The organism is Nocardioides sp. NBC_00163 (assembly GCF_045206295.1).
In the GTDB taxonomy this organism is placed as follows: domain Bacteria; phylum Actinomycetota; class Actinomycetes; order Propionibacteriales; family Nocardioidaceae; genus Nocardioides.
In genome coordinates this window covers 1,343,415-1,370,414 of the sequence record NZ_CP108155.1, presented here as the reverse complement: position 1 = coordinate 1,370,414, position 27,000 = coordinate 1,343,415, and the positions used below count along the sequence as shown (strand labels likewise).

Below are 27,000 nucleotides of genomic sequence, written 5' to 3'. Positions count from 1 at the left end.
TGATGGGCTGGAACAACCCCGAGATCCCGTGGAAGGAGCTGGAGCGGCGACTGTCGGGTCGTCCGCCGAAGGATCCCTACGGCGACGCGCCCATCTCGCGCCGCAAGAAGCGGCTGACCGATGAGGAGGTGCGCGGGCCGGAGGGCCCGGTGGTGCCGTACGCCGAGCTCCATGCCCACTCCGACTTCTCCTTCCTCGACGGAGCGAGCTCCCCGTCGGCGCTGGTCAGCGAGGCGATCCGGCAGGGGTTGCGCGGGATCGCGATCACCGACCACGACGGGTTCTACGGGGCACCTGCCTTCGCCGAGGCGGCGCAGAAGTTGGGCCCGGCCGGCGAGAGCGACCGGTTGCGGACCATCTACGGCGCCGAGCTCTCCCTGGGCCTGACCAAGCCCCAGAACGGGATCGCCGACCCCGAGGGCAGCCACCTCCTGGTGCTCGCCCGGGGCGTCGAGGGCTACCGGCAGCTGGCCGGCGCGATCACGGAGGCGCAGCTGCGCGGGGACGAGAAGGGCCGGCCGGCCTATGACCTCGACGAGCTGGCCGACCGGGCTCGCGCCGGCAACTGGCTGATCCTGACGGGGTGCCGCAAGGGTGCCGTACGCCAAGCCCTCACCGGCACCGGCCCGATCGCCGCGGCCCGGGCGCTGCGCGACCTCACCGACAGGTTCGGCCACGACAACGTCGTCGTCGAGCTGACCGACCGCGGCCATCCGACCGACTCCTACGACAACGACCTGCTCGCCGGCATCGCCCGCGAGGCCGGCCTGCCCGCGGTCGCCACCAACAACGTCCATTACGCCACGCCCGACCGGCACCGCGTAGCCGACGCGCTCGCGGCGGTCCGCGCGCGCCGCACCCTCAGCGACATCGCCGGCTGGCTCCCGGCCGGCCCGGTGGCGTACGTCAGGTCGGGGGAGGAGATGGACCAGCTCTTCCGGCGCTACCCGGGAGCGGTGGCACGCAGCGTCCAGATCGCCGAGGAGTGCGCCTTCGACCTGCGCAAGGCCACCCCGAAGCTGCCCAAGCGCGGGATCCCCGAGGGCGAGACCGCCGCGAGCCGGCTGCGGCACCTGACCGAGGAGGGTTTCGCGGAGCGCTATGCGAAGGCGTACGCCACCGACCCGGAGTTCGTCGAGAAGGCCCGCAAGCGGGTGGAGCACGAGCTCGACGTCATCGAGCGCAAGGACTTCCCGGGCTACTTCGTGATCGTGCACGACATCGTCGAGTTCGCGCGGAGCGAGAAGATCCTCTGTCAGGGGCGAGGATCGGCGGCCGCATCCGCGGTCTGCTACGCCCTGGGGATCACCGCGATCGACCCGGTCTTCTACAAGTTGCCGTTCGAGCGGTTCATCTCCGAGCACCGGGAGGAGGAGCCGGACATCGACGTCGACTTCGACTCCGACAAGCGCGAGACGGTGATCCAGTGGGTCTACGACACCTACGGCCGGCGCAACGCCGCGCAGGTCGCGAACATCGTCGGCTACCGGCCGAAGATGGCGGTCAGGGACGCGGCCAAGGCGCTCGGCCACAGCCCTGGCCAGCAGGACGCCTGGTCCAAGCATCTCGGCTACTCCCGCGTCGAGGCACCGGACGACGTCGGCATCCCCGCTCCGGTCCTCGCGCTGGCCGAGGAGATCCACGGAGCCCCGCGCCATCTCGGCATCCACTCCGGCGGCATGGTGTTGACCGAGGAGCCGATCGGCGAGGTCGTACCCATCGAGCGTGCCCGCATGGAGAAGCGCACCGTGATCCAGTGGGACAAGGACGCCGCCGAATACATGGGCCTGGTGAAGTTCGACCTGCTCGGGCTCGGGATGCTGGCGGCGCTCGACCACATGATGCACCTGGCTCTCGAGCACCTGGGGGAGGGCTGGACGCTGGCGACCATCCCCAAGGAGGAGCCGGCGGTCTATGACATGCTCTGCCGGGCCGACTCGATCGGGGTCTTCCAGGTCGAGTCGCGCGCGCAGATCGGCACCCTGCCGCGCCTGCAGCCGCGCTGCTTCTACGACCTGGCCATCGAGATCGCGCTCATCCGGCCGGGGCCGGTGCAGGGTGGAGCGGTCCATCCCTACGTACGCCGGGCCACCGGGCGCGAGGAGGTCAGCTTCGCCCACGAGCTGCTGGAGCCGGTGCTGGAGCGCACCCTCGGGGTGCCGCTGTTCCAGGAGCAGCTCATGGAGATGGGCCGCGTCCTGGGCGACTTCAACCACGACGACGCCGATCTGCTGCGCCGGGCGATGGGCTCGAAACGTGGTCTCGAGCGGATCGACTCGCTCAAGGAGCAGCTCTATGAGGGCATGCGCGCCAAGGGGATGGCCGAGGAGACGGCCGAGGCGGTCTACACCCAGATCCTCTCCTTCGCGAACTTCGGCTTCGCCGAGTCCCACGCGCTGAGCTTCGCCAAGCTCGTCTACGCCTCGTCGTGGTTCAAGCTCCACTACCCGGCCGCGTTCCTGGCCGGCCTGCTCCGCGCCCAGCCGATGGGCTTCTACTCACCGCAGTCGCTGACCCAGGACGCCCGCCGCCACGGAGTGGAGGTACGCCGCCCCGACCTCGTCCTCAGCCAGGCCGCCGCGGACATGGAGCCGCTCGATGTCGACGTCGTGTCGCCGACCGGGAAGGAGGACTGCCGGCTGGACGGCGAGAAGACCCCGTGGGTGCCCGGCACCCCCGACCCGACCCCGGAGCATCGGCGTGACGGCAACTTCGCGGTACGGCTGGGCCTGGACTCCGTACGCGGCATCGGCAAGGACGTTGCCAAGCGGATCGTGAAGGCCCGCGAGGAGGCACCGTTCAAGGACTCCCTCGACCTCTCCCGTCGCGCCGGGCTGGAACGCGCCCAGCTCGAGGCGCTGGCGACCGCTGGATGTTTGGAGGTGTTCACATCGAGCCGTCGCCAGGCGCTGTGGCAGGCGGGCTGGACCGAGACCGAGGACCAGCTCGAAGGAGTGCGATTCACCGCCGAGACCCCCGCGCTGCCCGGCCTCGACCCGGTCGAGGAGACCCTCGCCGACCTGTGGGCGACCGGCGTGACCCCCGGCAGCCATCCCTTCGCCCATCTCCGGGCCGGCCTGACCGCGGCGGGACTCCCGAAGATCAGCGACCTCCCCACCTCCGAGCCCGGCCGGCGCATCACCGTCGCCGGCCTGATCACCCACCGCCAGCGCCCCGGGACCGCAGGCGGCGTCACCTTCATCAACCTCGAGGACGAGACCGGCATGCTCAACGTCGTCTGCTCCGCCGGCCTGTGGAGGAAGCACCGCAAGATCGCCGTCTCCACCTCGGTCATGCTCATCCGCGGCATCCTCGAGCGCAACGACGGAGTCACCAACCTGGTCGCCGACCGCCTCGCCCCGCTCGAGGAGATCCACCCCGAGGCGGCCAAGGCCATCGCCTCCCGTCACCGCTCCCGCGACTTCCACTGACCACTGCCGAGGCGTCAGCTACGTCGGCCGAGGCGTCGGTTAGGTCGGCCGAGACGGCAGCCGGTGCCCTCTCGGCCGACGCGAGTGACGTCTCGCTCGACGCGGGCGACGTCTCGGCGCTAGCCGGCCGCGCGGAAGAGCTCGAAGGTCGTACGCCGCCGCTCCTCGAACCCGAGACCCAGGTAGACCGAGATGGCGCCGGTGTTGGCGACCGAGGCGTGCATCAGCGCACGGGAGCCGCGGGCGTGGATGTCGGCGGTGACCGCGAGGACGAGGCGGCTGGCGAGGCCGCGGCCGCGTGCCTCGGGCGCGGTGCAGACGGCGCTGATCTCGATCCAGCCGCCCGGGTGCATCCGCTGGCCGGCCATCGCGACGAGGCGGCCCTCGTGGCGCAGCCCCAGATACGTACCCATCGTGTGGGTCGACTTCTCGAACGGTCCCGGCTCGGTGCGGGCGACGAGGTCGAGCATCTCGGGTACGTCGGCATCCCCGAGCACCACCGCCTCGGGGTCGGGCGCGGCAGCGACCCGTGACGTCTCGACGAGCTGGACCCCTTCGCCCCCGTCGACGACCGACCACCCGTCCCCGCAGACACCGGCCGCGCCGGTGATCAGCGCGGTGCCGCCGGGTCCGACGGCCGCGGCCAGGTCGCGCCACGCCTGCGGCTCGCGCGGGTCGGAGACGGCGGCGAACGGCGAGATGTCGGGACGGTAGCGACGGGCGAGCCCCGAGCCCTCGGCGAGCGAGGCGTGCGCACCGGTCAGCGAGTGCCAGACCGGGTTGTCGAGAACATCGTCGAGAAGAAGATCAGGCTGCGAGACGGACACGCCGGAATTTTCCCACCACCGCCCCAGTCACGGTTAATCCTTTTCGACAGGTGGATCGATGGACGGGTGCCTTCCGCTCTGCGCGAGAAAGGTCAGTGCCGCGCCGACCGGAACGGCGACAGGGCGAGGATCGCTGACGCGACCGCGAACACTGCGACGGCCAGCCACAACGTCGGCCGGAAACCCACCAGATCGGCCAGCAGACCACCGACCACAGCACCGGCGACGGCGATCGTGCGGTTGGCCGAACGCCTGGTGGCGTTCACCCGACCCTGTACCTCGTCCGGTGTGTTCGCCTGCCAGTAGCCCATCTCGTTGGCATTCTCCACGCCCATCCCCAAACCCAGGGTCAGTTGCCCGGCGGCAATGGCGAAGAACGACGACGACAGCGTCACGCCCGCAGACGCCGCAGGCGCGAGAGCTACGACTGCCCAGGCGGCCATGGTGAGCAGCCGCCCGAGAAGAACGATCCGTCCGGCGCCGTACGAATGTCCGAGCCGCGTGGCCAGCAGCGCCCCGAGGAGACCACCGACTCCCGCAAGGGCAAGAGCGATGCCGTACGTCAGCGGGCTCAGTCCCAACGATCGAAGCGCGAACGGGACGAGCACCGTGGCGGCCATGCTGTTCCCGAGGAACCAGACGTGGGTCGACCAGGCCAGCGGAGCGAGTGTCTTGTGCAGGTAGATCCAGCGGACCCCTTCGATGATCTCCTGCCGCAGCCGGGTGGTGGTCGGTCGTGGAGGCGGTTCGTCGATCGGGACCCGTGCGATCAGCACGGCGCTGACCAGATAGCTGACCGCGTCCACGAGGACTGCCCACGGCGCACCGAGCAGCGATACCAGTCCACCACCGACTACAGGGCCGGTCGTCTGCGCCACCGTCTCGCTCTGGTCGAGCCGCGCGTTGGCGGCCAACAGCTCGGACCTCGGCACCAGCCGGGGCAGGAACGACTGGAGCGCTGCGAACTCGATGACATTGAGCGTCCCGAACAGGAACAGCACAACAGCGACGGCCCACAGCGAGAGCCTGTCCAGTGCCCACAGTGCAGGGATGACCAGCAACGTCGCGGCCAGAAGGACGTTCGACCACACCAGCACCGGCTTGCGACGCATCCGGTCGACCAGTGCGCCGACGACCAACCCCAGTAGCAGGTACGGCAGCAACTGCACCGCCCTGATCAACCCGACCTCGGTGGCGCTCGCGTCGAGCACCGAGACGACCAGCACTTGAATCGCGATCACGGTCACCGACGAGCCGAACGCGCCGATCGTCGCCGCGGCCCAGTAGGTGCGGAACCCCGGGACGGTCACCCGGCGATTCTAGGGGCGTAGCACCGGCTCCCCGCCGGAACTGCCCACTCGACCGCCATTTCTGACAACTCGGCGCGGGGGTTGAGAATGGAGGGGTGCCTTCCGCCCTGCCTCCCGGTGACCCTGCCCCCACCGACGGGTCACTACCGGCCGAATCGCTGAGCACGCTGGGGGAGAAGGGGCTGGGCTTCTACGTCCACGTCCCGTTCTGCACGGTCAGATGCGGCTACTGCGACTTCAACACCTACACCGCGATCGAGCTGGGTCCCGGCGTGAGCCGGCAGACGTACGCCGACCAGGCCATCGAGGAGATCAGGCTGGCGCGCCGGGTGCTGGCCGACAATGACAAGCAGGTGGACACCGTCTTCTTCGGCGGCGGCACCCCGACGCTCCTACCGGCGAGCGACCTGACCGGCATGCTCGGAGCCATCAGGGACGAGTTCGGCCTCGCCGACGACGTCGAGGTGACGACCGAGGCCAACCCCGACTCCGTCGACCTGGACTACCTGCGAGCCCTGCGCGAGGGCGGCTTCACCCGGCTCAGCTTCGGCATGCAGTCGGCCGTCCCTCACGTACTCGAGACCCTCGACCGCACCCACGACCCCGAGCGAGTCCCGCTGGTCGTGGAATGGGCGCGCGAGGCCGGCTTCGAGCAGGTCTCCCTGGACCTCATCTACGGCACCCCGGGCGAGTCGATCGACGACTGGCGCACCAGCCTCGACGCCGCGCTGGCCAGCAACCCCGACCACATCTCGGCCTACTCCCTCATCGTCGAGGACGGCACCGCCCTGGCCCGACGGGTCAGAAGAGGCGAGATCGAGATGCCCGACGAGGACGACCTCGCCGACAAGTACGAGCTGGCCGACGCCACCCTCCGAAAGCACGGCCTGACCTGGTACGAGGTCTCCAACTGGGCCACCGATGAGTCCCAGCGCTGCCGCCACAACATGCTCTACTGGCAGGGCGGCGACTGGTGGGGTGTCGGCCCCGGCGCCCACAGCCACGTCGGCGGCACCCGGTGGTGGAACGTCAAGCACCCCAAGGCGTACGCCGACCGCATCGGCGCCGAGCAGAGCCCCGCCCACGCCCGCGAGATCCTCGCCGAGGAGGACCGGCGGGTCGAGCGCGTCCTGCTCGAGCTGAGACTCGCCGACGGCCTGCCGGCAGACGCCCTCGACGACGACGGCCGTGCCGCTCTCCCGGAGCAGGTACGCCGCGGTCTGGTCACCGTCGCCGACGACACGATCTTCCTCACCGAGACCGGCAGGCTCCTCGCCGACGCGGTGGTCCGAGACCTGCTCCCCTGAGCATCCCTGAGTCCGGGACCTTGGTCCTGATCGAAGGATCAGGGGTGATCCTGATTGGTAAAGAGGGCCCGAGAGGGGAGAGTGGAGTCATGGCAACCACAACTCTTTCCCGTCCCAGCAACGACAAATGGATCGCCGGCGTCTGCGGCGGTCTTGGCGACCGTTTCGGCATCAACTCGAACCTGATCCGGCTGGCCTTCGTCATCTCCTGCCTGCTCCCCGGACCGCAGTTCATCGTCTACATCGTGCTGTGGATCATCATGCCGAAGAAGTCGTCCTACTGACCGAGGCTCAGACGGGCTCGGTCACGAAGTCGATCAGCTCCTCGACCCGCCCGAGCAGGGCGGGCTCCAGGTCGCCGAACGAATTGACCCGGCCCAGGATGTGCTTCCAGGCCCGGGCGATGTCGGCCTGATCGCGGTGGGGCCAGCCCATGTGCTGGCAGATGCCCTTCTTCCACTCGATCGACCGCGGCACGTTCGGCCAGGCCTCGAGCCCGAGCCGGGCCGGCTTGACCGCCTGCCACACGTCGATGAACGGGTGACCGACGATCAGCACGTGCTGACCGACTGCGGAGCGCCGGATCGACTCCGCGATCCGGGCCTCCTTGGAGCCTTTGACCAGGTGGTCGACGAGCACCCCGACCCGCCGCTGCGGTCCAGGCTTGAACGAGACCAGGTGGTCGGCGAGGTCGTCGACACCGCCCAGATATTCGACGACGACGCCCTCGATCCGCAGGTCGTCGCCCCAGATCTTCTCGACCAGCTCGGCGTCGTGACGCCCCTCGACGAAGATCCGCGACTCGCGCGCGACCCGGGCCTTGACGTTGTCCACGGCCACCGAGCCCGACGCGGTGCGGGTCGGCTTCGCGGGTGCCGTGCGGGTCACCGGGGGAGTGAGGATGACCGGCTTGCCCTCGAGCCAGAAGCCCGGCCCCAGCGGGAACGTACGCCGCTTGCCCTTCCGGTCCTCCAGGGTCAGCGTGTGCAGGTCGCGGTCGATCCGCACGATCTCGCCGACGAAATCGGTCTCGACCTCCTCGACCACCGCGCCCAGCTCTGCGGGAGTCTCGACGGCACGCCCGTTCTTGGGCTTGCGCCAGTCGCCGGCCAGTACGTCGGAGCCGTAGCGATCGCTCATCCGGAGAACGTTAGTGGAGTCAGCAGCGAGAACCGGTGAGCACGCGCCCGAGCTGCTCGAGAACCTCGTCCGGCGTGGCCGCGGTCTCCGGGAACCTGAAGGTCACGTGGTGGCCGCCGTCGAGGGCGATCCAGGATACGTCGACGCTCTCGGCGGTGAGGTTGGAGAGGCGTACGCCGACAATGTGACGCGGTCGCAGCCCGAGCCGAGCCGAGAGCGAGCGGCACAGGTCCGCCTGGTGCTCGTCGTTGGCGTGGGCCGTGATGCGGACCAGCAGATCGTCGGCGATCATAGGACTCTCCAGTGGGGCGGAAGCAGTACAGCGAATGGCTCTAAGGTCAGCCTAACCTAAGGCTATCTCGATGGCGACAGAAGTGTTCCGTTCCACAGAGCGGAGCGGCCACCGGAAACTGGTGCCTGTGACGCGAACCGGTAGGATTGGCACTCGCGCGGAATGAGTGCCAGGCAGCCAGGACGATAGGAGGGCAGATGCAGAACGAACGCAGGCTCTCCGTCCTCAGGGCGATCGTCGAGGACTATGTGAAGACCGAGGAGCCGGTTGGCTCCAAGGCGCTCGTGGAGCGTCACGGTCTCGGTGTCTCCCCGGCGACGGTACGCAACGACATGGCCGCGCTGGAGGAGGAGGGCTACATCACCGCCCCCCACACCAGCGCCGGCCGGGTGCCCACGGACAAGGGCTACCGGCTCTTCGTCGACCGGCTGACCACGGTCAAGCCGATGACCGCGGCCGAGAAGCGGGCGATCGCCGGCTTCCTCGAGGGCGCGGTCGACCTCGACGACGTCGTCACCCGCTCGACCCGGCTGCTCTCGCAGCTGACCCGCCAGGTCGCGGTGGTGCAATACCCGACCCTGAGCCGCTCGACCGTCCGCCACGTCGAGCTCGTCGCGCTGGCCCCGACCAGGCTCCTCCTCGTGCTCATCCTCAGCACCGGCCGCGTCGAGCAGCGACTGCTCGAGGTGACCGAGGAGGTCTCCGAGGAGACCCTGGCCACGCTGCGCGCGAAGATCAACACCGCGGTCGCCGGCGCCGTCATCGCCGACGCCGGCGAGGCGCTGCGCACGATCGCCCAGCCGGCCGACGCGCCCGCCGACGCCCCGCAGGACCCGCTCGCCGCCGCCGTGGCCGAGGCCCTGATCGAGGCGATGAACGACCACCGTTCCGACGAGCGGATCTCCATCGGCGGCACCAGCAACCTGGCCCGCTTCGGCGACAGCTTCGACACCGCCGTACGCCCGCTCCTGGAGGCCCTCGAGGAGCACGTCGTCCTGCTCAAGCTGATGGGCGAGGCGACCGCGGGCGGACTGGTCACGGTGCGGATCGGTGCCGAGGGCCCCTACCAGGAGCTGTCGCAGACCAGCGTGGTCGCGACCGGCTACGGACCTGGCGACGAGGCGCTGGCCACGCTCGGCGTGGTCGGCCCCACCCGGATGGACTACCCCGGATCCATGGCGGCGGTGCGCGCGGTGGCGCGTTACCTCTCCCGGATCCTCGACGAGGCTTGAGCAGCAGACTCGATTCAAGGAAGATCAGCGAACTTCGATGGCAGGAAGACCGACGTTGGACCCCTATGAGCTCCTCGGTGTCGACAAGGACGCCGACGACGCAACGATCAAGAAGGCGTACCGGAAGCTGGCGCGCCAGTACCACCCTGACGTCAACCCCGACGCCGAGTCGCAGGAGAAGTTCAAGGAGATCTCCCACGCCTACGAGGTGCTGAGCGACCCGCAGAAGCGGGCTGCGTACGACCGCGGTGGCGACCCGTTCGCGGGCGGCTTCGGTGCGCAGGGCGCGGGCTTCTCGTTCACCGACATCATGGACGCCTTCTTCGGCGGCGCCGGTGCCGGCACCGGAGGCGCGGGGCGCGGCCCCCGTCCGCGCGTACGCCGCGGGCAGGACGCCCTCATCCGTCTCGACATCGACCTGGCCGAGGCCGCCTTCGGCGTCACCCGCGACCTCAAGGTCGACACCGCCGTCGTCTGTGACACCTGTGGTGGCGAGGGGGCCGCGGAAGGCTCCCACCCGATCCCGTGCGAGACCTGCCACGGCCAGGGTGAGGTCGCGGTCGTGCAGCGCTCCTTCCTGGGCGAGATCCGCACGCTGCGCCCGTGCTCGGCCTGCAACGGCTTCGGCACCGTCATCCCCGACCCGTGCCGCGACTGCAGCGGCGAGGGCCGGGTGCGCTCCCACCGCACCCTGACCGTCAAGATCCCGCCGGGCGTCGACGACGGCACTCGGGTGCAGCTCGCCGAGCAGGGCGAGATCGGCCCCGGCGGCGGCCCTGCCGGCGACCTCTACGTCGAGATCCACGTCGCCAAGCACGCCACCTTCACGCGGAGGGGCAACGACCTGCACTGCACCGCGAAGGTGCCGATGACCGCGGCCGCGCTCGGCACCACGCTCAACCTGCCGACGCTCGAGGCCGACCTCGTCGGCGAGGGCGCCGACCAGATCGACCCCGAGGACGCCTCGATCCAGATCGACCTCAAGCCCGGCACCCAGTCCGGCACCGACCACGTCCTGCGTGGTCGTGGTGTCCCCGGTCTGCGGGGCGGTCGCGGCGACCTGATCGTGACCATCAACGTGGAGACCCCCACCAAGCTCGACCTCGAGCAGGAGGCGCTGCTGCGCCAGCTCGCCGAGATGCGCGGTGAGGAGTCCGTCCAGGGCCAGCTCAAGGCGGCCCACAAGGGCGGCGTCTTCTCCTGGTTCAAGGACACCCTCAACGGGCACTGATCCACGATGACCCTTCCCGTTCACCTCGTCGAGTCGCTCGTCGGCACCCGTGTCGGCGACGACATCGAGGTGAGCGGCGACGAGGGCCATCACGCGGTCGTCGTACGCCGCCTCCGGGTCGGGGAGGAGGTCGTGCTCACCGACGGCGCCGGCGAGGGCGTCACCGGCACGATCACGCAGACCACCAAGAAGTCGATGACCGTACGCGTCGACGAGATCATCCTCGGCGACGCGCCGCCCGAGCCCGCGCTGACGGTTGTCCAGGCGCTGCCCAAGGGCGACCGCGGCGAGCTCGCCGTCGAGATGCTCACCGAGATCGGCGCCGCCAGCATCGTCCCGTGGGCGGCGACCCGCTCGGTCGCCGTCTGGAAGGGCGAGCGCGCGGTCAAGTCCCTGGCCCGCTGGCGGGCAACCGCCCGCGAGGCAGCCAAGCAGTCGCGCCGGCTATGGCACCCCGAGGTCGAGCCGCTGGCCACCACCGACGCCGTCGTGGCCATGATCGAGGCGGCCGACGTCGCCGTCGTGCTCCACGAGGAGGGCACCCTCCCGCTCGGCGCGGTCCCCGTCATAGACGAGGGCACCATCTTGGTCGTGGTCGGCCCCGAGGGCGGCCTGACGGAGGATGAGATCTCCCTGTTCGAGAAGGCCGGCGCCACCACCATCCGTCTTGGCGGCGAGGTCCTCCGCACCTCGACCGCCGGCGTCGCCGCCTCAGCCGCCCTGCTGGCCCGCACCCGCCGCTGGGACTGACCGCCGACTGACCGCCGACTGCTCGGCGTGGTGGGTTCGTCCTTCGAGGATGCCGGGTGAGTATGGAGACATGAGGAGCACACGTACGCGTCCGACGGGCGCCATGATCGCTCTTGCTCTCTGCGGCGTGCTGGCTGCCGGGTGCGGCAGCAACGATGCCGTCGCCGAGGATCCCGACGTGTCGGCCGAGCCGTCCGAGGAGCCGTCGACACTGCCACGTACCTCCGGCCTGATCACGCTGGCGGCACCGGCCGAGGGCGCGACGGTGTCGGACAGCTTCGAGGCCTCGGGCAAGGCCAACTCGAACGAGGCGAACGTGCCGTGGGAGGTCCGCGACACCACTGGCGAGACGGTGCTCGAGGGGGCCGCGACGGCCGAGGGCTGGGTGGACAAGCTCTACCCGTGGAAGACCACGGTCGACGTCTCCGAGCTCGAGCCCGGGACGTACCTCTTCATCGCTCGCACCGACGACACCTCCGACGGCGAGGGGAAGCCTTCTGAGGAGGTTGGCGCCCGGATCACCGTCGAGTAGGAGATCATCGCTACCGTGATCCTCACCGAACGGCAGCTAAACCGGACCCTCCTGCTCCGCCAGCACCTGCTGTCGCGGGCCTCGCTCACCCCGGCCGAGATGATCGAGCATCTGGTCGGCCTGCAGGCGCAGGAGTCGATGCCGCCGTTCTTCGCGCTGGCCGCCCGGCTGGAGTCGTTCGACCCCTACGCGCTCAGCGCCCAGCTCGAGTCGAGCGCGCTGGTGCGGCTCTCCTCGCTGCGGTCGACGATCCACATGCACACCGCCGCGGACGCCACGCTGATCAGGGCCTGGACCCAGCCGGTCCACGACTTCTACACCCAGCGGGTCGAGATCGTCCGCCCGGCGGCGCAGCTGGAGGGCTTCGTGGAGGCGGCCGAGGACGTACTCGCTCTCGGGGCGCTGCCCAACGCGGCCCTGGAGGCCGGTCTGGTCGAGCACTTCCCCGGCGTACCAGCCAAGGCGCTCGGCCTGCGGGCGCGCAACGAGCTGCCGCTGGTCCAGCTGCCGCCGCGAGGCCTGTGGAAGGGCTCGGGCGGGCTCGTCTACGACCTGCTCCCGCGCTGGACGGGCGTGCCGCCGGTGGCCGTGGACGATGTCGTCCCGACGCTGGCGCCGGAGATCGTACGCCGCTACCTACGCGCCTTCGGGCCGGCGACCGCCGCCGACATCACCACCTGGTCGTCCCTGACCCGCCTGGGCCCGGTGATCAAGCAGATCGAGGGGCTGGTGACCTACCGCGACGAGGCCGGCAAGACCCTCTACGACGTCCCGGACGCACCGCTCGCCACCGGCGAGGAGCACGCCCCGGCGCGGTTGCTCGGGACGTACGACAACCTCTGGCTCGCCCATGCCAACCGCGAGCGGATCACTGCCAAAGGCACCCGCAAGGAGTGGGGCATCGCTCGTGGTGGCGCGGTCATCATCGCCGACGGCCACCTCGTCGGTCTCTGGAAACCGGTCGAGGGGAAGGTGGAGGTCCGCAAGCTCTTCCGTGATCTCACCCCCGAGGAGCGCGACGAGCTCGCCGAGGAGACCGTACGCGTCGAATCGCTGCTGGCGAGCTGACCCCGGAACTATCCAGTAGGAGAGCGGCCGAGCGCCCGCGTACCATGGACGCATCAGCCTCGTGACGAGAAAGGGCCCGCTCCGGGCATCCATGACCGATCGACACCCAAGTCCGCTTCCGACCGACACCTCCGACCAGGGGGTCACCGCGACCACCAAGCACACCGTGGTCGTTCCGAACAGCGTCGACATGGTGACCGTCCTCGGTCCGGCCGATGAGCACCTCGGGATCATCGAGGCCCACTTCGACGCAGACGTGCACGTGCGCGGCAACCGGATCACCCTCCACGGCGCCCCCAGCGAGATCGCGATGATCGAGCGGGTCCTGGAGGAGCTGGTCCAGATCATCCGCACCGGCCAGGGCGTCAGCGGCGAGACGGTCGAGCGGGTGATCGGCATGCTCCAGGCCGACACGACCGAGAAGCCGGCCGACGTGCTGAGCCTCAACATCCTCTCCAACCGCGGCCGCAGCATCCGCCCCAAGACGCTCAACCAGAAGCGCTACGTCGACGCGATCGACAAGCACACGATCACCTTCGGCATCGGCCCGGCAGGCACCGGCAAGACCTACCTGGCGGTCGCCAAGGCGGTCCAGGCTCTGCAGACCAAGCAGGTCACCCGGATCATCCTGAGCCGTCCCGCGGTCGAGGCCGGCGAGAAGCTCGGCTTCCTGCCCGGCACCCTGACCGAGAAGATCGACCCCTACCTGCGCCCGCTCTACGACGCGCTGCACGACATGATGGACCCGGAGCTGATCCCCAAGCTGATGGCGTCGGGGACCATCGAGGTCGCTCCGCTCGCGTTCCTCCGCGGACGAAGCCTCAACGACTCCTTCATCATCCTCGACGAGGCGCAGAACACCACGCCCGAGCAGATGAAGATGTTCCTGACCCGCCTCGGCTTCGGCTCGAAGATCGTGGTCACCGGTGACGTGACCCAGACCGACCTCCCCAACGGCCAGAAGTCCGGGCTCCGGGTCGTCGAGGGCATCCTCGACGACGTCAAGGACATCAGCTTCAACAACCTGACCAGCCACGACGTCGTACGCCACCGGCTGGTCGCCAAGATCGTCGCCGCCTACGAGGAGCACGACGTGCAGAGCCAGGGCCGGGCCTCCGGAGAGGTTCGATGAGCACGGAGATCATCAACGAGTCCGAGCAGGAGATCGACGTCGAGCACGTCGCCAAGCTCGCTCGTTTCCTGCTCGAGCAGCTGCGTGTGCACCCGCAGGCCGATCTTCGGATCAAGTTCGGCGACGAAGCGACGATCACCGAGCTCAACGAGCGCTACTTCGACACCGAGGGCCCGACCGACGTGCTCTCGTTCCCCGGTGACGAGCTTCTCCCCGGCCGCCTCGACGAGGAGCCGGAGGAGGGCGATCTGGGCGATATCATCATCGCCCCGACGATCGCGGCCAAGCAGGGAGAGGCAGCCGGCCACGGCACCGTGGCGGAGATCGAGCTGCTGACCACCCACGGCATCCTCCACCTGCTCGGCTACGACCACGTGGACCCCGACGAGCACGCCGAGATGTTCGGGCTGCAGGCCAAGCTGCTCAAGGCCTGGGGCTCCTCGGCCACCGCACCCGAGTAGGAGCACCACCAACACTCATGGACGATGCGAGGCTGCTGATCGCAGCCGCAGTTCTGGTCCTGATCGCCGGCATCTTCTCGGCGGCCGACGCGGCGCTCAGCGCCTTCTCCCGCGCCCGGGCCGCGGAGCTCGTCTCCGAGGGCCGTGCCGGCGCCAAGCGCCTGGTGGCGGTGGTCGGCGACCCCGCCCGCTACGTCAACACGGTCCTGCTGCTCAGGATGCTGTGCGAGATCGGCGCGACCGTGCTGGTCGCGCTGTGGGCCTACGACCTCTACCGGGGGCACTGGTGGCCGACGGTGCTCACCACGACCGGGACGATGACCGTGGTCTCCTTCGTGGTCATCGGCGTCGGTCCCCGTACGCTGGGGCGCCAGCACCACGAGGGCATCGCCCTCGCGGTCGCCGGCCCGATCGGAGCGATCACCGCCATCCTCGGCCCGATCCCGAGCCTGCTGATCATGCTCGGTAACGCGCTCACCCCCGGCAAGGGCTTCCGCAAGGGCCCGTTCTCGACGGAGACCGAGCTGCGCGAGCTGGTCGACATCGCCGAGGCCTCCGACCTGATCGAGGCCGACGAGCGCCGGATGATCCACTCGGTCTTCGAGCTCGGCGACACCCGTGCCCGCGAGGTGATGGTGCCCCGCGGTGACATCGTCTTCCTGGAGCGCCGCAAGACCCTGCGCCAGGCGCTGTCGCTGTTCCTGCGCTCGGGCTACTCCCGGATGCCGGTGATCGACGACAGCCTCGACGACATCATCGGGATGGTCTACCTCAAGGACGTCGTCGCGCGAGACTTCGAGGCGCCGGAGGTCGAGACCACCCAGCGGGTCGAGTCGCTGATGCGCAAGCCGACCTGGGTCCCCGACTCCAAGCCGGTCGACGAGCTGCTGGCCGAGATGCAGCAGCACCGCCAGCACATCGCGGTGGTCGTCGACGAGTACGGCGGCACCGCCGGCCTGATCACCATCGAGGACATCCTCGAGGAGATCGTCGGCGAGATCACCGACGAGTACGACATCGAGGACCGCGAGCCGCTCCACCTCGGCGACGGTTCCTGGCGGGTGCCCTCCCGCTTCCTGGTCAGCGACCTCGAGGAGCTGATCGGCGTCCCCGTCGAGGAGGACGACGTCGACTCCGTACGCGGTCTGATGGCCAAGCATCTCGGCCTGGTGCCGATTCCCGGGACCGAGGTCGAGGCCCACGGGCTCTGTTTCGTGGCGGAGGAGGCTGCCGGCCGGCGGAACAAGATCGGTACCGTACGCATCAGCGTCGTCGTCCCGGCCGAGACCGAGGCCGACGACGAGGACGAGCAGAGCGAGAAGACGGACAGGAAGAAAGAGGCACATGCTCGAGCAGAGTGAGCTCTCCGCGGAGGACCGCAAGCTGGTGACCCTGGCCCGCGCGACGCGTGCCCGCACCGGTGCGGCCGAAGGAGCAGCCGTACGCGACCTCGACGGTCGCACCTACGCCGCAGCCACCGTGGACCTGCCCTCGCTCGAGGTCTCCGCGATCGGCGTCTGCGTGGCGATGGCGGTGGCTTCCGGCTCCAAGGGCCTCGAGGCCGTGGTCGTGCTCGGCGAGGCCGAGGAGGCCTCCGCGATCGACCTCTCGATCGTCAAGGAGTTCGCGGGCGAGGACGTCCCGGTCCTCGTCGGCGACCCGCGCGGCAACCTCCGCTGAGTCCTCGCGGGCTGCTCAGCGAGCGGCTCGGTGGCCGCCGGTGCCGCCGGCCCCGCCGGACTCGGCGACGAGCGGAAGGGTGCCCAGCTCGATCGTGACGTGGATCCCGTCCTCGTCACGGTAGGCGGTGAGGCCGTTCATGGTCGCCATGTCGACGCCCTTCTCACGCATGTGCACGACGATCTGGTCGATCGCCAGCGCGAGCCGGGCCTGGGACACGGACTTGTTGCGCCACTTGACCTGGTTCTCGGTGAAGTAGGGGGTTGCCTTCTCGGCGAGCGTTGACACAGCGTCACGATGGGCAGCACTGGACATGGGGACCCTCCAGGGTGCACGAGATTGGGGGCGCTCGACGGGAGCAGTCGGCGCTTGTGACTGTAAGCGAACGAACGTGAAAATCGAAACCCGAGATCCCAGGGCGCGAGTAAAGTGCGTGGAGTGACGGGTGAGACTGGTTGGCAACGACACACCGAGGCCGTCGAGCGGCTGACGGCCTCCTACAAGCGGATCCCTGACGGCGCTCCCGTCAGGTTGGCCAAACGCACCACCAACCTCTTCCGGGCCCGAGCTGCGACCGACACCCCCGGTCTCGACGTCTCCGGCCTGGGCGGCGTGATCGAGGTCGATGCCGAGGCGGGCACTGCCGACGTACAGGGGATGTGCACCTACGAGGACCTCGTCGACGCCACCTTGGCGTACGGGATGATCCCGTACGTCGTCCCGCAGCTGCGCACGATCACGCTCGGTGGCGCGGTGACCGGGATGGGCATCGAGGCCACCTCGTTCCGCAACGGGATGCCGCACGAGTCGGTGCTGGAGATGGACATCTTGACCGGGGCGGGCGAGATCGTCACGACCCGACCCGGGGACGACCTCTTCGACACCTTCCCCAACTCCTACGGCTCCCTCGGCTACGCCACCCGGCTCAAGATCAAGCTGGAGAAGGTGCCGGGCTACGTCGCGCTGCGCCACGTACGCTTCGACGACCTCGGCCTGCTCACGAAGACGATCGCGCAGATCACCGAGAGCAGGACGTACGAGGGGGAGCGGGTCGACGGGCTCGACGGTGTCGCGTTCGAGCCGGGGGAGTACTACCTGACCCTCGCGACCTGGACCGACAAGGCCACGCAACAGGTCACCGAGCGGGCCAGCGACTACGGCGGCCAGCAGATCTACTACCGCTCGATCCAAGAGCGTGAGACTGACCTGCTGACGACCTACGACTACCTGTGGCGCTGGGACACCGACTGGTTCTGGTGCTCGGGCGCCTTCGGCGCGCAGAACAAGTACCTCCGCAGAGTGTGGCCGCGCCGGCTACGGCGCTCGGACGTCTACATGAAGCTGGTCGGCCTGGACCGGAAGTTCGGCATCGCCGACAAGCTCGACGCGCGTGCCGGACGGCTCCTGCGGGAACGGGTGATCCAGGACATCGAGGTCCCGGTCGAGAACCTTCCGGCGTTCCTGGAGTGGTTCGATGCCGAGATCGGGATGCGGCCGGTGTGGCTGTGTCCGCTGGTCTCCCAGGGGACGAACACTGGAGGGAAATGGCCGACCTACCCGCTCGAGGCGGGCCGGACGTACGTCAACGTCGGCTTCTGGGGCACGGTCCACGTCGGCCCCGGAGCCGTCAACGCCCCCAAGAACCGTGCGATCGAGGAACAGGTCCACGAGCTCGGCGGGCATAAATCGCTCTACTCCGAGGCGTTCTATGACAAGGATGTCTTCGACGCTCTCTATGACGGGGACAACCTCGCTGCCGTGAAGGCGAGGTATGACCCCGGCAACCGGTTGACCGATCTGTACAGCAAGGCGGTGAAGAGACTGTGAACCACATTGCAGAGACCATCAACGAACTCTTCGAGGGTGGGCTGCCAATCAAGCTCACCGCGTACGACGGCAGTGTCGCCGGCGACAGGGACTCTCCCTTCGGGATGGAGATCCTCAACCCGCGCGGGCTCGCGTTCCTGCTGACCGCGCCGGGCGATCTGGGGCTGGCACGTGCCTACGTCAGCGGTGACATGGCCCTGCACGGCATCCACCCGGGCGATCCCTACCCGCTCCTGGACCTGATCCTGGACAAGACCGACTTCAAACGGCCCAGTCCCCGGGAGACGGTCGACATGGTGCGCGCGCTCGGGGCGAAGAACTTCGTCCCGCCCAAGCCACCGCCGCAGGAGCACCTGCCGGCATGGCGGCAGCGGGCCGAGAACGTACGCCACCTCTCCGGTCGCGCGATCAGCGCGCTGCCGTGGACGCGGCACTCGCCCGAGCGCGACGCCGACGCGATCCACCACCACTACGACGTCTCCAACACCTTTTACGAGTACGTCCTCGGCCCGTCGATGACCTACACCTGTGCGCTCTACCCGACCGATGACGCCACGCTCGAGGAGGCGCAGGCGGCCAAGTACGACCTGATCTGCCGCAAGCTCGGGCTCGAGCCCGGCATGCGGCTGCTCGACATCGGCTGCGGCTGGGGCGGGATGGTGCGCCACGCGGCCAAGCACTACGGCGTCAAGGCGCTCGGTGTCACGCTCTCGCGCGAGCAGGCCAACTGGGCCCAGAAGGCGATCAAGGCCGATCGTCTCGACGACGTCGCCGAGGTGCGCTTCTCCGACTACCGCGACGTGGTCGAGGGGGACTTCGACGCGGTCAGCTCCATCGGGCTCACCGAGCACATCGGCGTGGCCAACTACCCGGCCTACTTCGGCTTCATCAAGAGCAAGCTGCGCGACGGGGGCCGGCTGCTCAACCACTGCATCACTCGTCCCGACAACATCTCGAAGGCGAACGCGGGGGCCTTCATCGACCGCTACGTCTTCCCCGACGGCGAGCTGATCGGCTCGGGCACCATCGTGTCCGCGATCGAGAACACCGACCTCGAGGTGCAGCACCACGAGAACATCCGGGTCCACTACGCCAAGACCCTCACGGCGTGGAACGACAACCTCCGCGACAACTGGGACGCCTGCGTCAACGAGGTCGGCCTCGGCACCGCGAAGGTCTGGGGCATCTACATGGCCGGTTCCCGGATCGGCTTCGAGCGCAACAACATCCAGCTCCACCACGTGCTCGCCACCAAGACGGTGGACGGGCTCTCCGGCTACCCGCTGCGGCACAGCTTCTAGATCGAGTTCGTGACATCTGTCGAAATGGCGGTGACTCCTTCGTGGAACAGGTGAAGAGTCCTGAACCAGCCGAAGGAGACACCGCCATGGAGACCCGCAACCTCGCCGAGATGTACGACGCCCCGCCGATGTCCTGGGCGGAGGTGACCGCTCGACTGGACCAAGGCTTCAACCAGGGGCCTGGGTCACAGGAGGGCGAGCCCGGGCGCTACACGACCTGGGTGAGCACGATCAACGCCGACGGCGGTCCGCACGTGAACGCCGTCGGCGCGATCTGGCTCGACGGCAGCTTCTACCTGGTCACGGGGCCTGGAACGCGGCGTGGCCGCAACCACGCCCGCGATCCCCGCTGCGCGCTGTCGCTCTCGGTCCGTGAGTTCGACCTGGTCGTGGAGGGCCGCGTGGCGCGGGTCCTCGGCGACGAGCTCGAGCGCGTGGCCAAGCACTACCACGACGACGAGGGCTGGCCGGCCGAGGTCGACGAGTCGGGCGAGGCCGTCACGGCGCCGTTCAACGCGCAGAGCGCCGGCCCGGCGCCCTGGCACGTCTTCCGCATCGACGCGACCTCCGCCCATGCGGTCGCGACCGTCGAGCCCTACGGCGCGACCCGCTGGAGGTTCTGAGATGACCGACCTGTTCGCCGGACTTCCGGTAGCGGACCTGGCCCGAGCGGCCCGTTGGTACGAGGCGCTGCTCGGTGGCCCGCCGGCCTTCTACCCCAACGACGCCGAGGCCGTCTTCGAGGTGGTCGAGCACGGCTACCTCTACGTCGAGGTGAGGCCGGAGCTCGCGGGCCGTGGCTTCGTCACCCTCTTTGTCGACGACCTGGACGCCCGCCTCGCCGCGATCGCCGACCGCGGCCTGCGGCCGGAGTCGCAGGAGACGTACGACAACGGGGTCCGCAAGACCATCTTCCGCGATCCTGACGGCAACGAGGTCGGGCTGGGCGGTGGCCCGGCCTGATCAGGCCGGGACGCCGTGCTCCTTGGCGTAGGCACGTCGGCAGGACGCCGCGCAGAAGCCGATGGTCTCCCCGTCGTGCTCCAGCGTGATCGCTCCGCGGCCGAGGGTGACCTGCATGCCGCACATCGGATCGATGACGACGCCCTCGGGGAGGTCGACCTCGCCGCCCGCGCTGTGTCGCGTACGGAACTCCTCGGTCATCCAGCTCGTCAGGTCGTCTGCCGTCGCGGGGCTGCCGTTGAGCCCGATGCTGCCGTCCGCGATCCCGACGAGGTTGATCCAGAGGTGCCCGCCCGGCCTGGTCCAGCCGTGGTGGCGGTCGAGTCTGCGTACGCCGGCACGGATGGCGCCGGACAACGGGCGAGACATCTCCTCCCGCCAAGCCTCGGGAACGGTGGCCGTGATGACCAGCGGCGGCGGGGCCGGCGGGCTCCACCTCCCGTCACCGGTGGTCCATCCGGCGAGCTCGCGAAAGGCGATGTGGGTCACCGCCCGGCCTCGAGCCATGGTCTCCTCCGGCGCGCTGACGCCCTCGTTGAGGAGCGACGTCACCGCCTTTGTCAGCGTCGCTCGGTCGCCGTCGGTGAGCGCTCCGGCGGGAGCGGCGATCTCGATCAGGAACACGTCAGTCCTCCTCGTGGTGGGCGTCGGGATCGAAGCCGTCGGGGGCGCGATCGATGAACGCGGTGATCGCGGCGATCCGTCCGGACCCGTCCAGATCGAGGACGTCGGTGCCCTCGGCGAACGAGCCCTCCTCCTTGCGGATCTCCCAGCGCACCCGGACGTGCTTGTGGTGCGAGTCGGGCTCGGCGCGGGCCATGAACGTGTAGTCACCGACTCCCTCGGTGAACTGGCGGGTGAAGTCGATCAGCGCCTCGAGGCCCGCGGACTCGCCGATCGGGGTGGAGCGAGCGACGTCGTCGGCGAACAGGGTGGCGCCGAGGGTGCGCTGCTCCTCGGCGGAGAGGTTCCAGAACGAGACGTACGCCTCGGCGGTGGCGGCAGGTGAACGGGGTGTGGTTTCAGTCGTCATGGCCAAGACGATCCGCCTTCGGGTGAGCCCTGTCGATTACCTCTTGGGTAGTTGCCGCGCCGCGCTCCGCCCGGCAGCCTGGGTGCATGACAACGGCCCAGCTGAGCGTCGGAGAGCTGCTTCGGGACTGGCGCGAGCGGCGCCGTCGCTCGCAGCTCGAGGTGGCGATCGCGGCCGACGTGTCGGCCCGCCATCTCAGCTTCATCGAGACGGGACGGTCGGGCCCGAGCCGGACGATGATCGAGCGGCTCTGCGAGGAGCTCGAGGTGCCGCTGCGCGAGCGCAACCGGCTCTATCTCGCGGCTGGGTTCGCGCCCGTCTACCAGGAGCGACCGCTCGACGACCTCGGGGTCGCCAGGTCCGCCGTCGAGGCGGTGCTCACCGCCCACGAGCCCTATCCGGCCTGCGCTGTCGACGTCCGCTGGGACATGGTGGCGACCAACCGGCCCATGGAGCTCTTCCTGGCTCCGCTGCCGGACGCGCTGCGGCAGCCGCGGCTCAACATGCTGCGCGCGACGTTGCATCCCGACGGCCTGGCGGCGCAGGTGCGCAACTACACGCAGTGGCGGGCCCACGTCGTCGGCCGCATCCGCCGGCAGCTCGACCGCACCGCGGCCGATGGCCTCGTCGAGCTCCTCGAAGACGTGGAGGGATATCCGGCACCGCCCGGAGCCGAGGTGGAGGCGCCGGCGGTCACGGCGAGGGACGGCGCCTTGCCGGTGCTGCCGCTGCTGCTGCGTACGAGCCTCGGAGATCTGTCCTTCCTCTACGTCCTCTCCGTGATCGGCGCGCCTCGTGACGTGACGGTCGACGAGATCGCGGTGGAGGCGATGTTCCCGGCCGACGACGCGACTCGAGAGGCTCTGCTCGCCATCAGCCACGAATGAGTGCGGCGCTGATGCGGGCGGGCCGCGTCTGCGCGGATAACCTTGAGGCGATGAGTGTCAAGGCCCAGCAGTACGCCGCGGAGGTGCTGCGGCGCGAGCAGATCACGCCCCACCTCGTACGTCTGGTGCTCGGCGGTCCCGGCCTGGCCGGGTTCGATTCCACCGGGATCCCCGACGAATGGGTCGGGCTGATCGTCCCGGGGCAGTTCCAGTCGCGCTACTACACCGTGCGGTCGTGGCAGGGTGGCGAGCTGACCCTCGACGTCGTCGTCCACGACGTCGGTCTGGTGACCGAGTGGGCTACGCGCACCGATCCCGTGGGGCAGACGGTCACGATCACCGAGCCCAAGGGCTCCTACGCCGCGCCCGACGGCGCACAATGGCTGCTGCTGGTCGGCGATCTGACCGCGATGCCGGCCATGGCGCGGATCGCCGAGACCACTTCGCTGCCGACGCGAATCTGGGCCGAGACCGCCGACGACCTGCCCGGATATCTCCCGGAGACCGCCGAGGTCACCTGGTCGACGCCGCCGTCGGAGACCTCCTCCGACCTGGCGGCGGCCGTGGAGAAGATCGAGTGGCCCGAAGGCGACGGCTACTTCTGGATGGCCGGTGAGTCCAGCCAGATGCGGGCGATCCGCAAGCATCTGATGCGCGAGCGGAAGCTCGACTCGCACGCCTACGACGTGATGGGCTACTGGCGCGGTGGCGGCCAGAAGCGGCAGCCGCGCGCGGTCGATCCCGGACCGGTGTGGCGTGAGGGCAAGGCCCAGGGGCTCACCGATGAGCAGATCTGGCAGCGATACGACGAGCAACAGGAGCAGCAACAGTGACCGAGCCAGCTTTCCGGAGCGGCTTCGTGTCGTTCGTCGGACGCCCCAACGCGGGCAAGTCCACCCTGACCAACGCGCTGGTCGGCACCAAGGTGGCGATCACCTCCGACAAGCCGCAGACCACCCGCACCGTGGTCAAGGGCATCGTCCACCGGCCCGACGGCCAGCTGATCCTGGTCGACACCCCGGGCATCCACCGGCCGCGTACGCTGCTCGGCGAGCGCCTCAACGACCTGGTCGAGGCCACCTGGACCGAGGTCGACGTGGTCGCGATCTGCTTCCCGTGCAACGAGAAGATCGGCCCCGGTGACCGCCGGATCGCGGAGAACGCCAATAAGCTCAAGAAGGGCATCAAGCGGGTCGCGATCGCCACCAAGACCGACCTCGCCACCCCCGAGCAGATCGGCGAGCACCTGATGTCGATCCAGACCCTCGGGGTCGAGCTCGGCATCGAGTGGGCCGAGATCGTCCCGGTCTCCAGCGTCGCCGGCGACCAGGTCGACCTCCTCGGCGACCTGCTGATCAAGCTCCTCCCCGAGGGGCCGCCGCTCTACCCCGACGGCGAGCTCACCGACTCTCCCGAGGAGATCATCATCGCCGAGCTCATCCGCGAGGCAGCCCTGGAAGGCGTACGCGACGAGCTCCCGCACTCCATCGCCGTCGTCGTCGAGGAGATGCGGCTGCGTGAGGACCGTCCGGAGGACAAGCCGCTGATGGACATCCACGCCTTCCTGTACGTCGAGCGCGACTCCCAGAAGGGCATCGTGATCGGCCACAAGGGCTCACGCCTCAAGGACGTCGGCCAGCGCGCGCGCCTGCAGATCAAGGAGCTGCTCGGTATGCCGGTCTACCTCGACCTGCACGTCAAGATCGCCAAGGACTGGCAGCGCGATCCGCGGCAGCTGCGCAAGCTCGGGTTCTAGTCCCAGGCGTCTCACCGGTCACAGCGCTCCGGTCTTTCCTGCACTTCTCAGGTGTTGCAATGCCCGAGAAGTGCAGGAATACCCGGTTAACCGGGTATTCCATCCGCCCTAGCTCGGCGCCCAGCAGATCCCGTACGTCTGCCCGCCCTGCCACTGCTCGGCGCTGGGGAACTCCCAGGACCACTCGTACTTGAGCGGGTCGTCGGCGACCTCGGCGGCAGCGGCCTTGCAGTCCTCGGCGCCGGCGCTGTTGACCTTCGCCTCGCCGGGGTACTTCCCGGAGCCGAGGTCGATGACCGACAGCGCCCGCCAGGTGTGCTTGAGGGAGCACGGGACGCGCTTGAAGGATTCGGACTTCGGCGAGGCCGTGCCGCACATCCGGAACGGCTCGGCGGTGTCGGAGTCGCCCAGGACGCCCTTCATGTTGCCCTTGAGGGTCATCAGGGCGTTGGGGCCGGCGATGCCGATGACGTCGCAGCGGAACCAGTTGGCGCCAGCCTCGGACTCCTTGATCGTCGGCGTGAACCAGACCGGGCGCAGCATCGAGAGACGCAGGTCGTCGGCGTCGCCACCGAGGTACTTGGTGACCTTGTTGGGGCACGCTTCGGCGACCTGGGCCGCGACCTGCTCCGAGTCGACCGCGATGAGGTGGCCGTCGACGACGTTCTTCAGCCGGCCCACGGCGTACGTCTGGGTGGTGTGCTTGCCCTTGCAGGAGACCGCGGTGCCGCCGGCGGTCGGGGCCAGCGCCTCGTCGTAGGTGAGGTTGTAGCAGGCCCCCTCCTTCGGGGACGGAGCCGCAGACGCGGAGGCGGACGGAGGCGCCGACGAGGGTGACGGAGCCGACTTCGGCTCGCCGCCACCGCAACCGGCGAGAGCCATGGCCCCCACGACGACGAGAGCCCCCCACAACGGCGCCGATCGCTTCGGGCCCCGCTTCAGCGTGTCTCGCATGCTCACTCCTCGGTCACCGCCCAGCAGACCGCCCAGCGGTTGCCGGCGTTCCACTCCTTCTCTCCAAACCATGTGTACCCGTAGTCGAAGCTTTCCGGGTAACCCAACCAGGCCTGGACCGAGCCCTTGCAGTACTGCGAGGCCTTCTTCTTCGACTCCGCGACGCCGAGGAACTTGGTCTTGTCCTCGCCCAGCTTGATGGTCGTCACCGCCCGCATCTGGTGCGGCTCGGAGCAGGGCACCTTCGCGGAGGTGACCGTCTTGCCCTGCGCGCACACCATCCAACGGTCCTCGATGTCCTCGATGTTCTTGACCTTGAGGAGGTTGCGGGTGGTGGTCGGCAGGTCGACGTACTCGGCGCCCTGCTGGCCGCCGCCGACCACGTCGCAGCGGATCCAGCGCGCGCCCTCGTCCCAGGCCTTCTCCGAGGGGCCGAAGTAGACGTGGGAGAGCATCGAGCGCATCAGCAGGCTCTGGTTGGTGCCGACATACTTCTCCAGCAGCTTGCGGCACTGGCTGAAGGCCCACTCGTTGACCTTCTCGTCGCCGTACTCCGCGTCCTTGAACTCGTCCGGAAGCGGTCCGGCGCCGAAGGTCTCGGCGTTGTGCGGCTCGTCGCAGCCGACGTACTTGTCGAAGTTGTAGGCCTCGGCGACATCCTCGTGGGTGAGGTTGCGGCACTTGCCGACCTCGGGCAGCGTGGTTGAGTCCACCTGCTTCGGGTCCTCGCCCTTGGCGGCAGCCCGATCGCCGCCGCACCCGCTGAGCGCGAGGACGGCGAGCACCACGATCAGGAGCGACAGAGATGTCGTACGTCTGGGGGTATGGCCGATCACGGGGATCGACTCTACTTGCGAATCCATGAGCAGACCGAAAGGACAATCAGTCGAGGACCGCGGCCAGCGTGGCTCCCAGCTCGTACGCCGCCTCGACATGCACGTCCTCGACGTCTCCCAAGACGTCGAGGATGTCGTAGGACTGGGCCCACCCGAGCGCTCCGACGATGGACTGCACCGAGCGGATCGCGCCGGTGGTGTCGTAGCGGCCGTGGACGTAGAGGCCGTAGGGGCGCTTGGCGGTCTCGCCCTCTGACTCGCCTGCTGCCCCGGAGGGGGCGAGCGCGCCACCGACGGCCAGGAAGGTCGAGTCGAAGAAGTGCTTCAGGGCGCCCGACATGTAGCCGAAGTTGGCGCTCGTGCCGAGCACGTATCCGTCGGCGGCCAGGACGTCGTCGGCCGTCGCCTCCAGGGCGGGACGTACGACGACCTCGACCCCCTCGATCTCGGGATCGTTGGCGCCGGAGACCACCGCATCGGTCAGGCGCCGCAGCGACCGGGTGGGGGAGTGGTGGACGACGAGCAGGCGAGGCATCAGCCGTCAGCGCCCAGGCGGCGGCCGGTGACCTCCTTGGGGCGCAGCCGCACCCACAACGGACGAGGGCCGGCCGGCCAGGGGTGGAGGTTTTTGACGAGGTCGGGGATCTGGTCCTCGCGGTAGAGGATCTCCGCGCGGCCCTTGAACAGCGCCGACCAGCCCACATGGGTGTCGGGGTCGAGGTCGTCGACCAGCAGCGCGACGGCGCTCTCGTCGATCTGCTCGGCCATCGAGGAGTGGGCCGAGGTGCGGATCCAGAGGGCCTCCTCGTGCACGACGTGGTTGACCGGCAGCACCACCGGGCCGCGCGGGCCGTTCCAGCCGATCCGGGAGACCTGGATGTCCGCCGCGAGCCGCCAGGACTCCTCGACCGTGAGCTCTGCCAGTTGGGCCACGCCCGTTCCTCCCCTTCGTCGTCACTTCTGTCTCAGTGTTGAGGATCAATCGCCTGCCCGGTCAGTCTGCCAGTTCTGTTCTGTTATTGTTACCGAGTCATGATGCGCAGCCTCCTC

The 27,000-nt window shown here is 69.1% G+C and carries 30 protein-coding genes; 19 read left to right on the top strand and 11 right to left on the bottom strand.

What is annotated here, in order from left to right; genetic code table 11:
* Window positions 1-2: 2 nt before the first annotated feature.
* A complete protein-coding gene (locus OG801_RS06585; RefSeq protein ID WP_406034607.1) occupies window positions 3-3,431 on the top strand; it encodes an error-prone DNA polymerase in 3,429 nt (1,142 codons plus the stop codon).
* Window positions 3,432-3,550: 119 nt separating this feature from the next.
* Here the strand turns inward: OG801_RS06585 and OG801_RS06580 are convergent, their stop codons facing one another.
* Window positions 3,551-4,258: a GNAT family N-acetyltransferase gene (locus OG801_RS06580; protein WP_355018136.1), complete on the bottom strand. Its 708-nt coding sequence runs from the start codon at window positions 4,256-4,258 to the stop codon at window positions 3,551-3,553.
* A 92-nt stretch (window positions 4,259-4,350) separates the two neighbouring features.
* Entirely contained in the window at window positions 4,351-5,568 is a 1,218-nt protein-coding gene (locus OG801_RS06575; RefSeq protein WP_406034605.1) for an MFS transporter, read from the bottom strand.
* 95 nt (window positions 5,569-5,663) lie between these two features.
* Here OG801_RS06575 and hemW point away from each other — a divergent pair, with 95 nt between their 5' ends.
* The gene (gene hemW / locus OG801_RS06570; protein WP_406034603.1) at window positions 5,664-6,875 is read left to right on the top strand and encodes a radical SAM family heme chaperone HemW; all 1,212 of its coding nucleotides are present in this window, start codon (window positions 5,664-5,666) and stop codon (window positions 6,873-6,875) included.
* Between the two features lie 89 nt (window positions 6,876-6,964).
* The gene (locus tag OG801_RS06565; RefSeq protein ID WP_355018139.1) at window positions 6,965-7,159 is read left to right on the top strand and encodes a PspC domain-containing protein; all 195 of its coding nucleotides are present in this window, start codon (window positions 6,965-6,967) and stop codon (window positions 7,157-7,159) included.
* 7 nt (window positions 7,160-7,166) lie between these two features.
* Here the strand turns inward: OG801_RS06565 and OG801_RS06560 are convergent, their stop codons facing one another.
* Both OG801_RS06560 and OG801_RS06555 read right to left on the bottom strand, forming a co-directional pair.
* Complete coding sequence (locus tag OG801_RS06560; RefSeq protein ID WP_160028223.1) at window positions 7,167-8,015, bottom strand: DUF3097 domain-containing protein; 849 nt, start codon at window positions 8,013-8,015, stop codon at window positions 7,167-7,169.
* Window positions 8,016-8,034: 19 nt separating this feature from the next.
* Window positions 8,035-8,307, bottom strand: a complete 273-nt coding sequence (locus tag OG801_RS06555; protein ID WP_355018140.1) for a hypothetical protein — start codon at window positions 8,305-8,307, stop codon at window positions 8,035-8,037.
* Between the two features lie 197 nt (window positions 8,308-8,504).
* On the opposite strand from OG801_RS06555, the gene hrcA reads away from it, so the two are divergent.
* From hrcA to OG801_RS06510, 9 genes are all read left to right on the top strand, one after another.
* Entirely contained in the window at window positions 8,505-9,539 is a 1,035-nt protein-coding gene (hrcA, locus tag OG801_RS06550; RefSeq protein WP_406034600.1) for a heat-inducible transcriptional repressor HrcA, read from the top strand.
* 37 nt (window positions 9,540-9,576) lie between these two features.
* A complete protein-coding gene (gene dnaJ / locus OG801_RS06545; RefSeq protein ID WP_350840099.1) occupies window positions 9,577-10,770 on the top strand; it encodes a molecular chaperone DnaJ in 1,194 nt (397 codons plus the stop codon).
* Between the two features lie 6 nt (window positions 10,771-10,776).
* Window positions 10,777-11,520, top strand: a complete 744-nt coding sequence (locus OG801_RS06540) for a 16S rRNA (uracil(1498)-N(3))-methyltransferase (protein ID WP_406034599.1) — start codon at window positions 10,777-10,779, stop codon at window positions 11,518-11,520.
* Window positions 11,521-11,590: 70 nt separating this feature from the next.
* Window positions 11,591-12,052: a Gmad2 immunoglobulin-like domain-containing protein gene (locus OG801_RS06535; RefSeq protein ID WP_406034597.1), complete on the top strand. Its 462-nt coding sequence runs from the start codon at window positions 11,591-11,593 to the stop codon at window positions 12,050-12,052.
* A gap of 15 nt (window positions 12,053-12,067) precedes the next feature.
* Window positions 12,068-13,120 (top strand): winged helix DNA-binding domain-containing protein, encoded by a 1,053-nt coding sequence (locus tag OG801_RS06530; protein WP_406034595.1) that lies wholly within the window; start codon window positions 12,068-12,070, stop codon window positions 13,118-13,120.
* A 91-nt stretch (window positions 13,121-13,211) separates the two neighbouring features.
* Window positions 13,212-14,252, top strand: coding sequence for a PhoH family protein (locus OG801_RS06525; RefSeq protein ID WP_406034593.1), 1,041 nt, complete (start codon window positions 13,212-13,214; stop codon window positions 14,250-14,252).
* On the top strand, window positions 14,249-14,713 hold the full coding sequence (ybeY, locus tag OG801_RS06520) for an rRNA maturation RNase YbeY (RefSeq protein WP_008363762.1): 465 nt from the start codon (window positions 14,249-14,251) through the stop codon (window positions 14,711-14,713). The genes OG801_RS06525 and ybeY overlap by 4 nt, the downstream gene beginning before the upstream one ends.
* Before the next feature lie 17 nt (window positions 14,714-14,730).
* Entirely contained in the window at window positions 14,731-16,074 is a 1,344-nt protein-coding gene (locus OG801_RS06515; RefSeq protein WP_406034592.1) for a hemolysin family protein, read from the top strand.
* Entirely contained in the window at window positions 16,058-16,393 is a 336-nt protein-coding gene (locus OG801_RS06510; RefSeq protein WP_406034590.1) for a cytidine deaminase, read from the top strand. Before OG801_RS06515 ends, OG801_RS06510 begins: the two co-directional genes overlap by 17 nt.
* 15 nt (window positions 16,394-16,408) lie before the next feature.
* Here the strand turns inward: OG801_RS06510 and OG801_RS06505 are convergent, their stop codons facing one another.
* The gene (locus OG801_RS06505) at window positions 16,409-16,681 is read right to left on the bottom strand and encodes a hypothetical protein (protein WP_406034588.1); all 273 of its coding nucleotides are present in this window, start codon (window positions 16,679-16,681) and stop codon (window positions 16,409-16,411) included.
* Window positions 16,682-16,831: 150 nt separating this feature from the next.
* On the opposite strand from OG801_RS06505, the gene OG801_RS06500 reads away from it, so the two are divergent.
* The 4 genes from OG801_RS06500 to OG801_RS06485 all read left to right on the top strand — a co-directional run bounded on the left by OG801_RS06500 (window position 16,832) and on the right by OG801_RS06485 (window position 20,484).
* Window positions 16,832-18,220, top strand: coding sequence for an FAD-binding oxidoreductase (locus tag OG801_RS06500; protein ID WP_406034587.1), 1,389 nt, complete (start codon window positions 16,832-16,834; stop codon window positions 18,218-18,220).
* Window positions 18,217-19,521 carry a class I SAM-dependent methyltransferase gene (locus OG801_RS06495; RefSeq protein WP_406034585.1) on the top strand — a complete coding sequence of 435 codons (1,305 nt, stop codon included), beginning with the start codon at window positions 18,217-18,219 and terminating at the stop codon, window positions 19,519-19,521. Before OG801_RS06500 ends, OG801_RS06495 begins: the two co-directional genes overlap by 4 nt.
* An 86-nt stretch (window positions 19,522-19,607) precedes the next feature.
* Window positions 19,608-20,144: a pyridoxamine 5'-phosphate oxidase family protein gene (locus OG801_RS06490; RefSeq protein ID WP_406034583.1), complete on the top strand. Its 537-nt coding sequence runs from the start codon at window positions 19,608-19,610 to the stop codon at window positions 20,142-20,144.
* A gap of 1 nt (window position 20,145) precedes the next feature.
* Window positions 20,146-20,484, top strand: coding sequence for a VOC family protein (locus tag OG801_RS06485; protein WP_355018152.1), 339 nt, complete (start codon window positions 20,146-20,148; stop codon window positions 20,482-20,484).
* Here the strand turns inward: OG801_RS06485 and OG801_RS06480 are convergent, their stop codons facing one another.
* The gene (locus OG801_RS06480; RefSeq protein ID WP_406034581.1) at window positions 20,485-21,108 is read right to left on the bottom strand and encodes a hypothetical protein; all 624 of its coding nucleotides are present in this window, start codon (window positions 21,106-21,108) and stop codon (window positions 20,485-20,487) included.
* A 1-nt stretch (window position 21,109) separates the two neighbouring features.
* Entirely contained in the window at window positions 21,110-21,517 is a 408-nt protein-coding gene (locus OG801_RS06475) for an isomerase (protein WP_355018154.1), read from the bottom strand.
* An 86-nt stretch (window positions 21,518-21,603) separates the two neighbouring features.
* Here OG801_RS06475 and OG801_RS06470 point away from each other — a divergent pair, with 86 nt between their 5' ends.
* From OG801_RS06470 to era, 3 genes are read left to right on the top strand one after another with little or no spacing between them, the layout of a single operon-like run.
* Window positions 21,604-22,404 carry a helix-turn-helix domain-containing protein gene (locus OG801_RS06470; RefSeq protein WP_406034578.1) on the top strand — a complete coding sequence of 267 codons (801 nt, stop codon included), beginning with the start codon at window positions 21,604-21,606 and terminating at the stop codon, window positions 22,402-22,404.
* Between the two features lie 50 nt (window positions 22,405-22,454).
* The gene (locus OG801_RS06465) at window positions 22,455-23,237 is read left to right on the top strand and encodes a siderophore-interacting protein (protein WP_406034576.1); all 783 of its coding nucleotides are present in this window, start codon (window positions 22,455-22,457) and stop codon (window positions 23,235-23,237) included.
* Window positions 23,234-24,160: a GTPase Era gene (era, locus tag OG801_RS06460; RefSeq protein ID WP_355018157.1), complete on the top strand. Its 927-nt coding sequence runs from the start codon at window positions 23,234-23,236 to the stop codon at window positions 24,158-24,160. The genes OG801_RS06465 and era overlap by 4 nt, the downstream gene beginning before the upstream one ends.
* Before the next feature lie 108 nt (window positions 24,161-24,268).
* Here the strand turns inward: era and OG801_RS06455 are convergent, their stop codons facing one another.
* From OG801_RS06455 to OG801_RS06440, 4 genes are read right to left on the bottom strand one after another with little or no spacing between them, the layout of a single operon-like run.
* Window positions 24,269-25,114 (bottom strand): septum formation family protein, encoded by an 846-nt coding sequence (locus OG801_RS06455; RefSeq protein ID WP_406034574.1) that lies wholly within the window; start codon window positions 25,112-25,114, stop codon window positions 24,269-24,271.
* Window positions 25,115-25,116: 2 nt separating this feature from the next.
* A complete protein-coding gene (locus OG801_RS06450; protein ID WP_406034572.1) occupies window positions 25,117-25,977 on the bottom strand; it encodes a septum formation family protein in 861 nt (286 codons plus the stop codon).
* 19 nt (window positions 25,978-25,996) lie between these two features.
* Entirely contained in the window at window positions 25,997-26,485 is a 489-nt protein-coding gene (locus tag OG801_RS06445) for a flavodoxin family protein (RefSeq protein ID WP_406034570.1), read from the bottom strand.
* Window positions 26,485-26,883 carry a pyridoxamine 5'-phosphate oxidase family protein gene (locus OG801_RS06440; protein WP_355018161.1) on the bottom strand — a complete coding sequence of 133 codons (399 nt, stop codon included), beginning with the start codon at window positions 26,881-26,883 and terminating at the stop codon, window positions 26,485-26,487. Before OG801_RS06440 ends, OG801_RS06445 begins: the two co-directional genes overlap by 1 nt.
* Window positions 26,884-27,000: the final 117 nt, after the last annotated feature.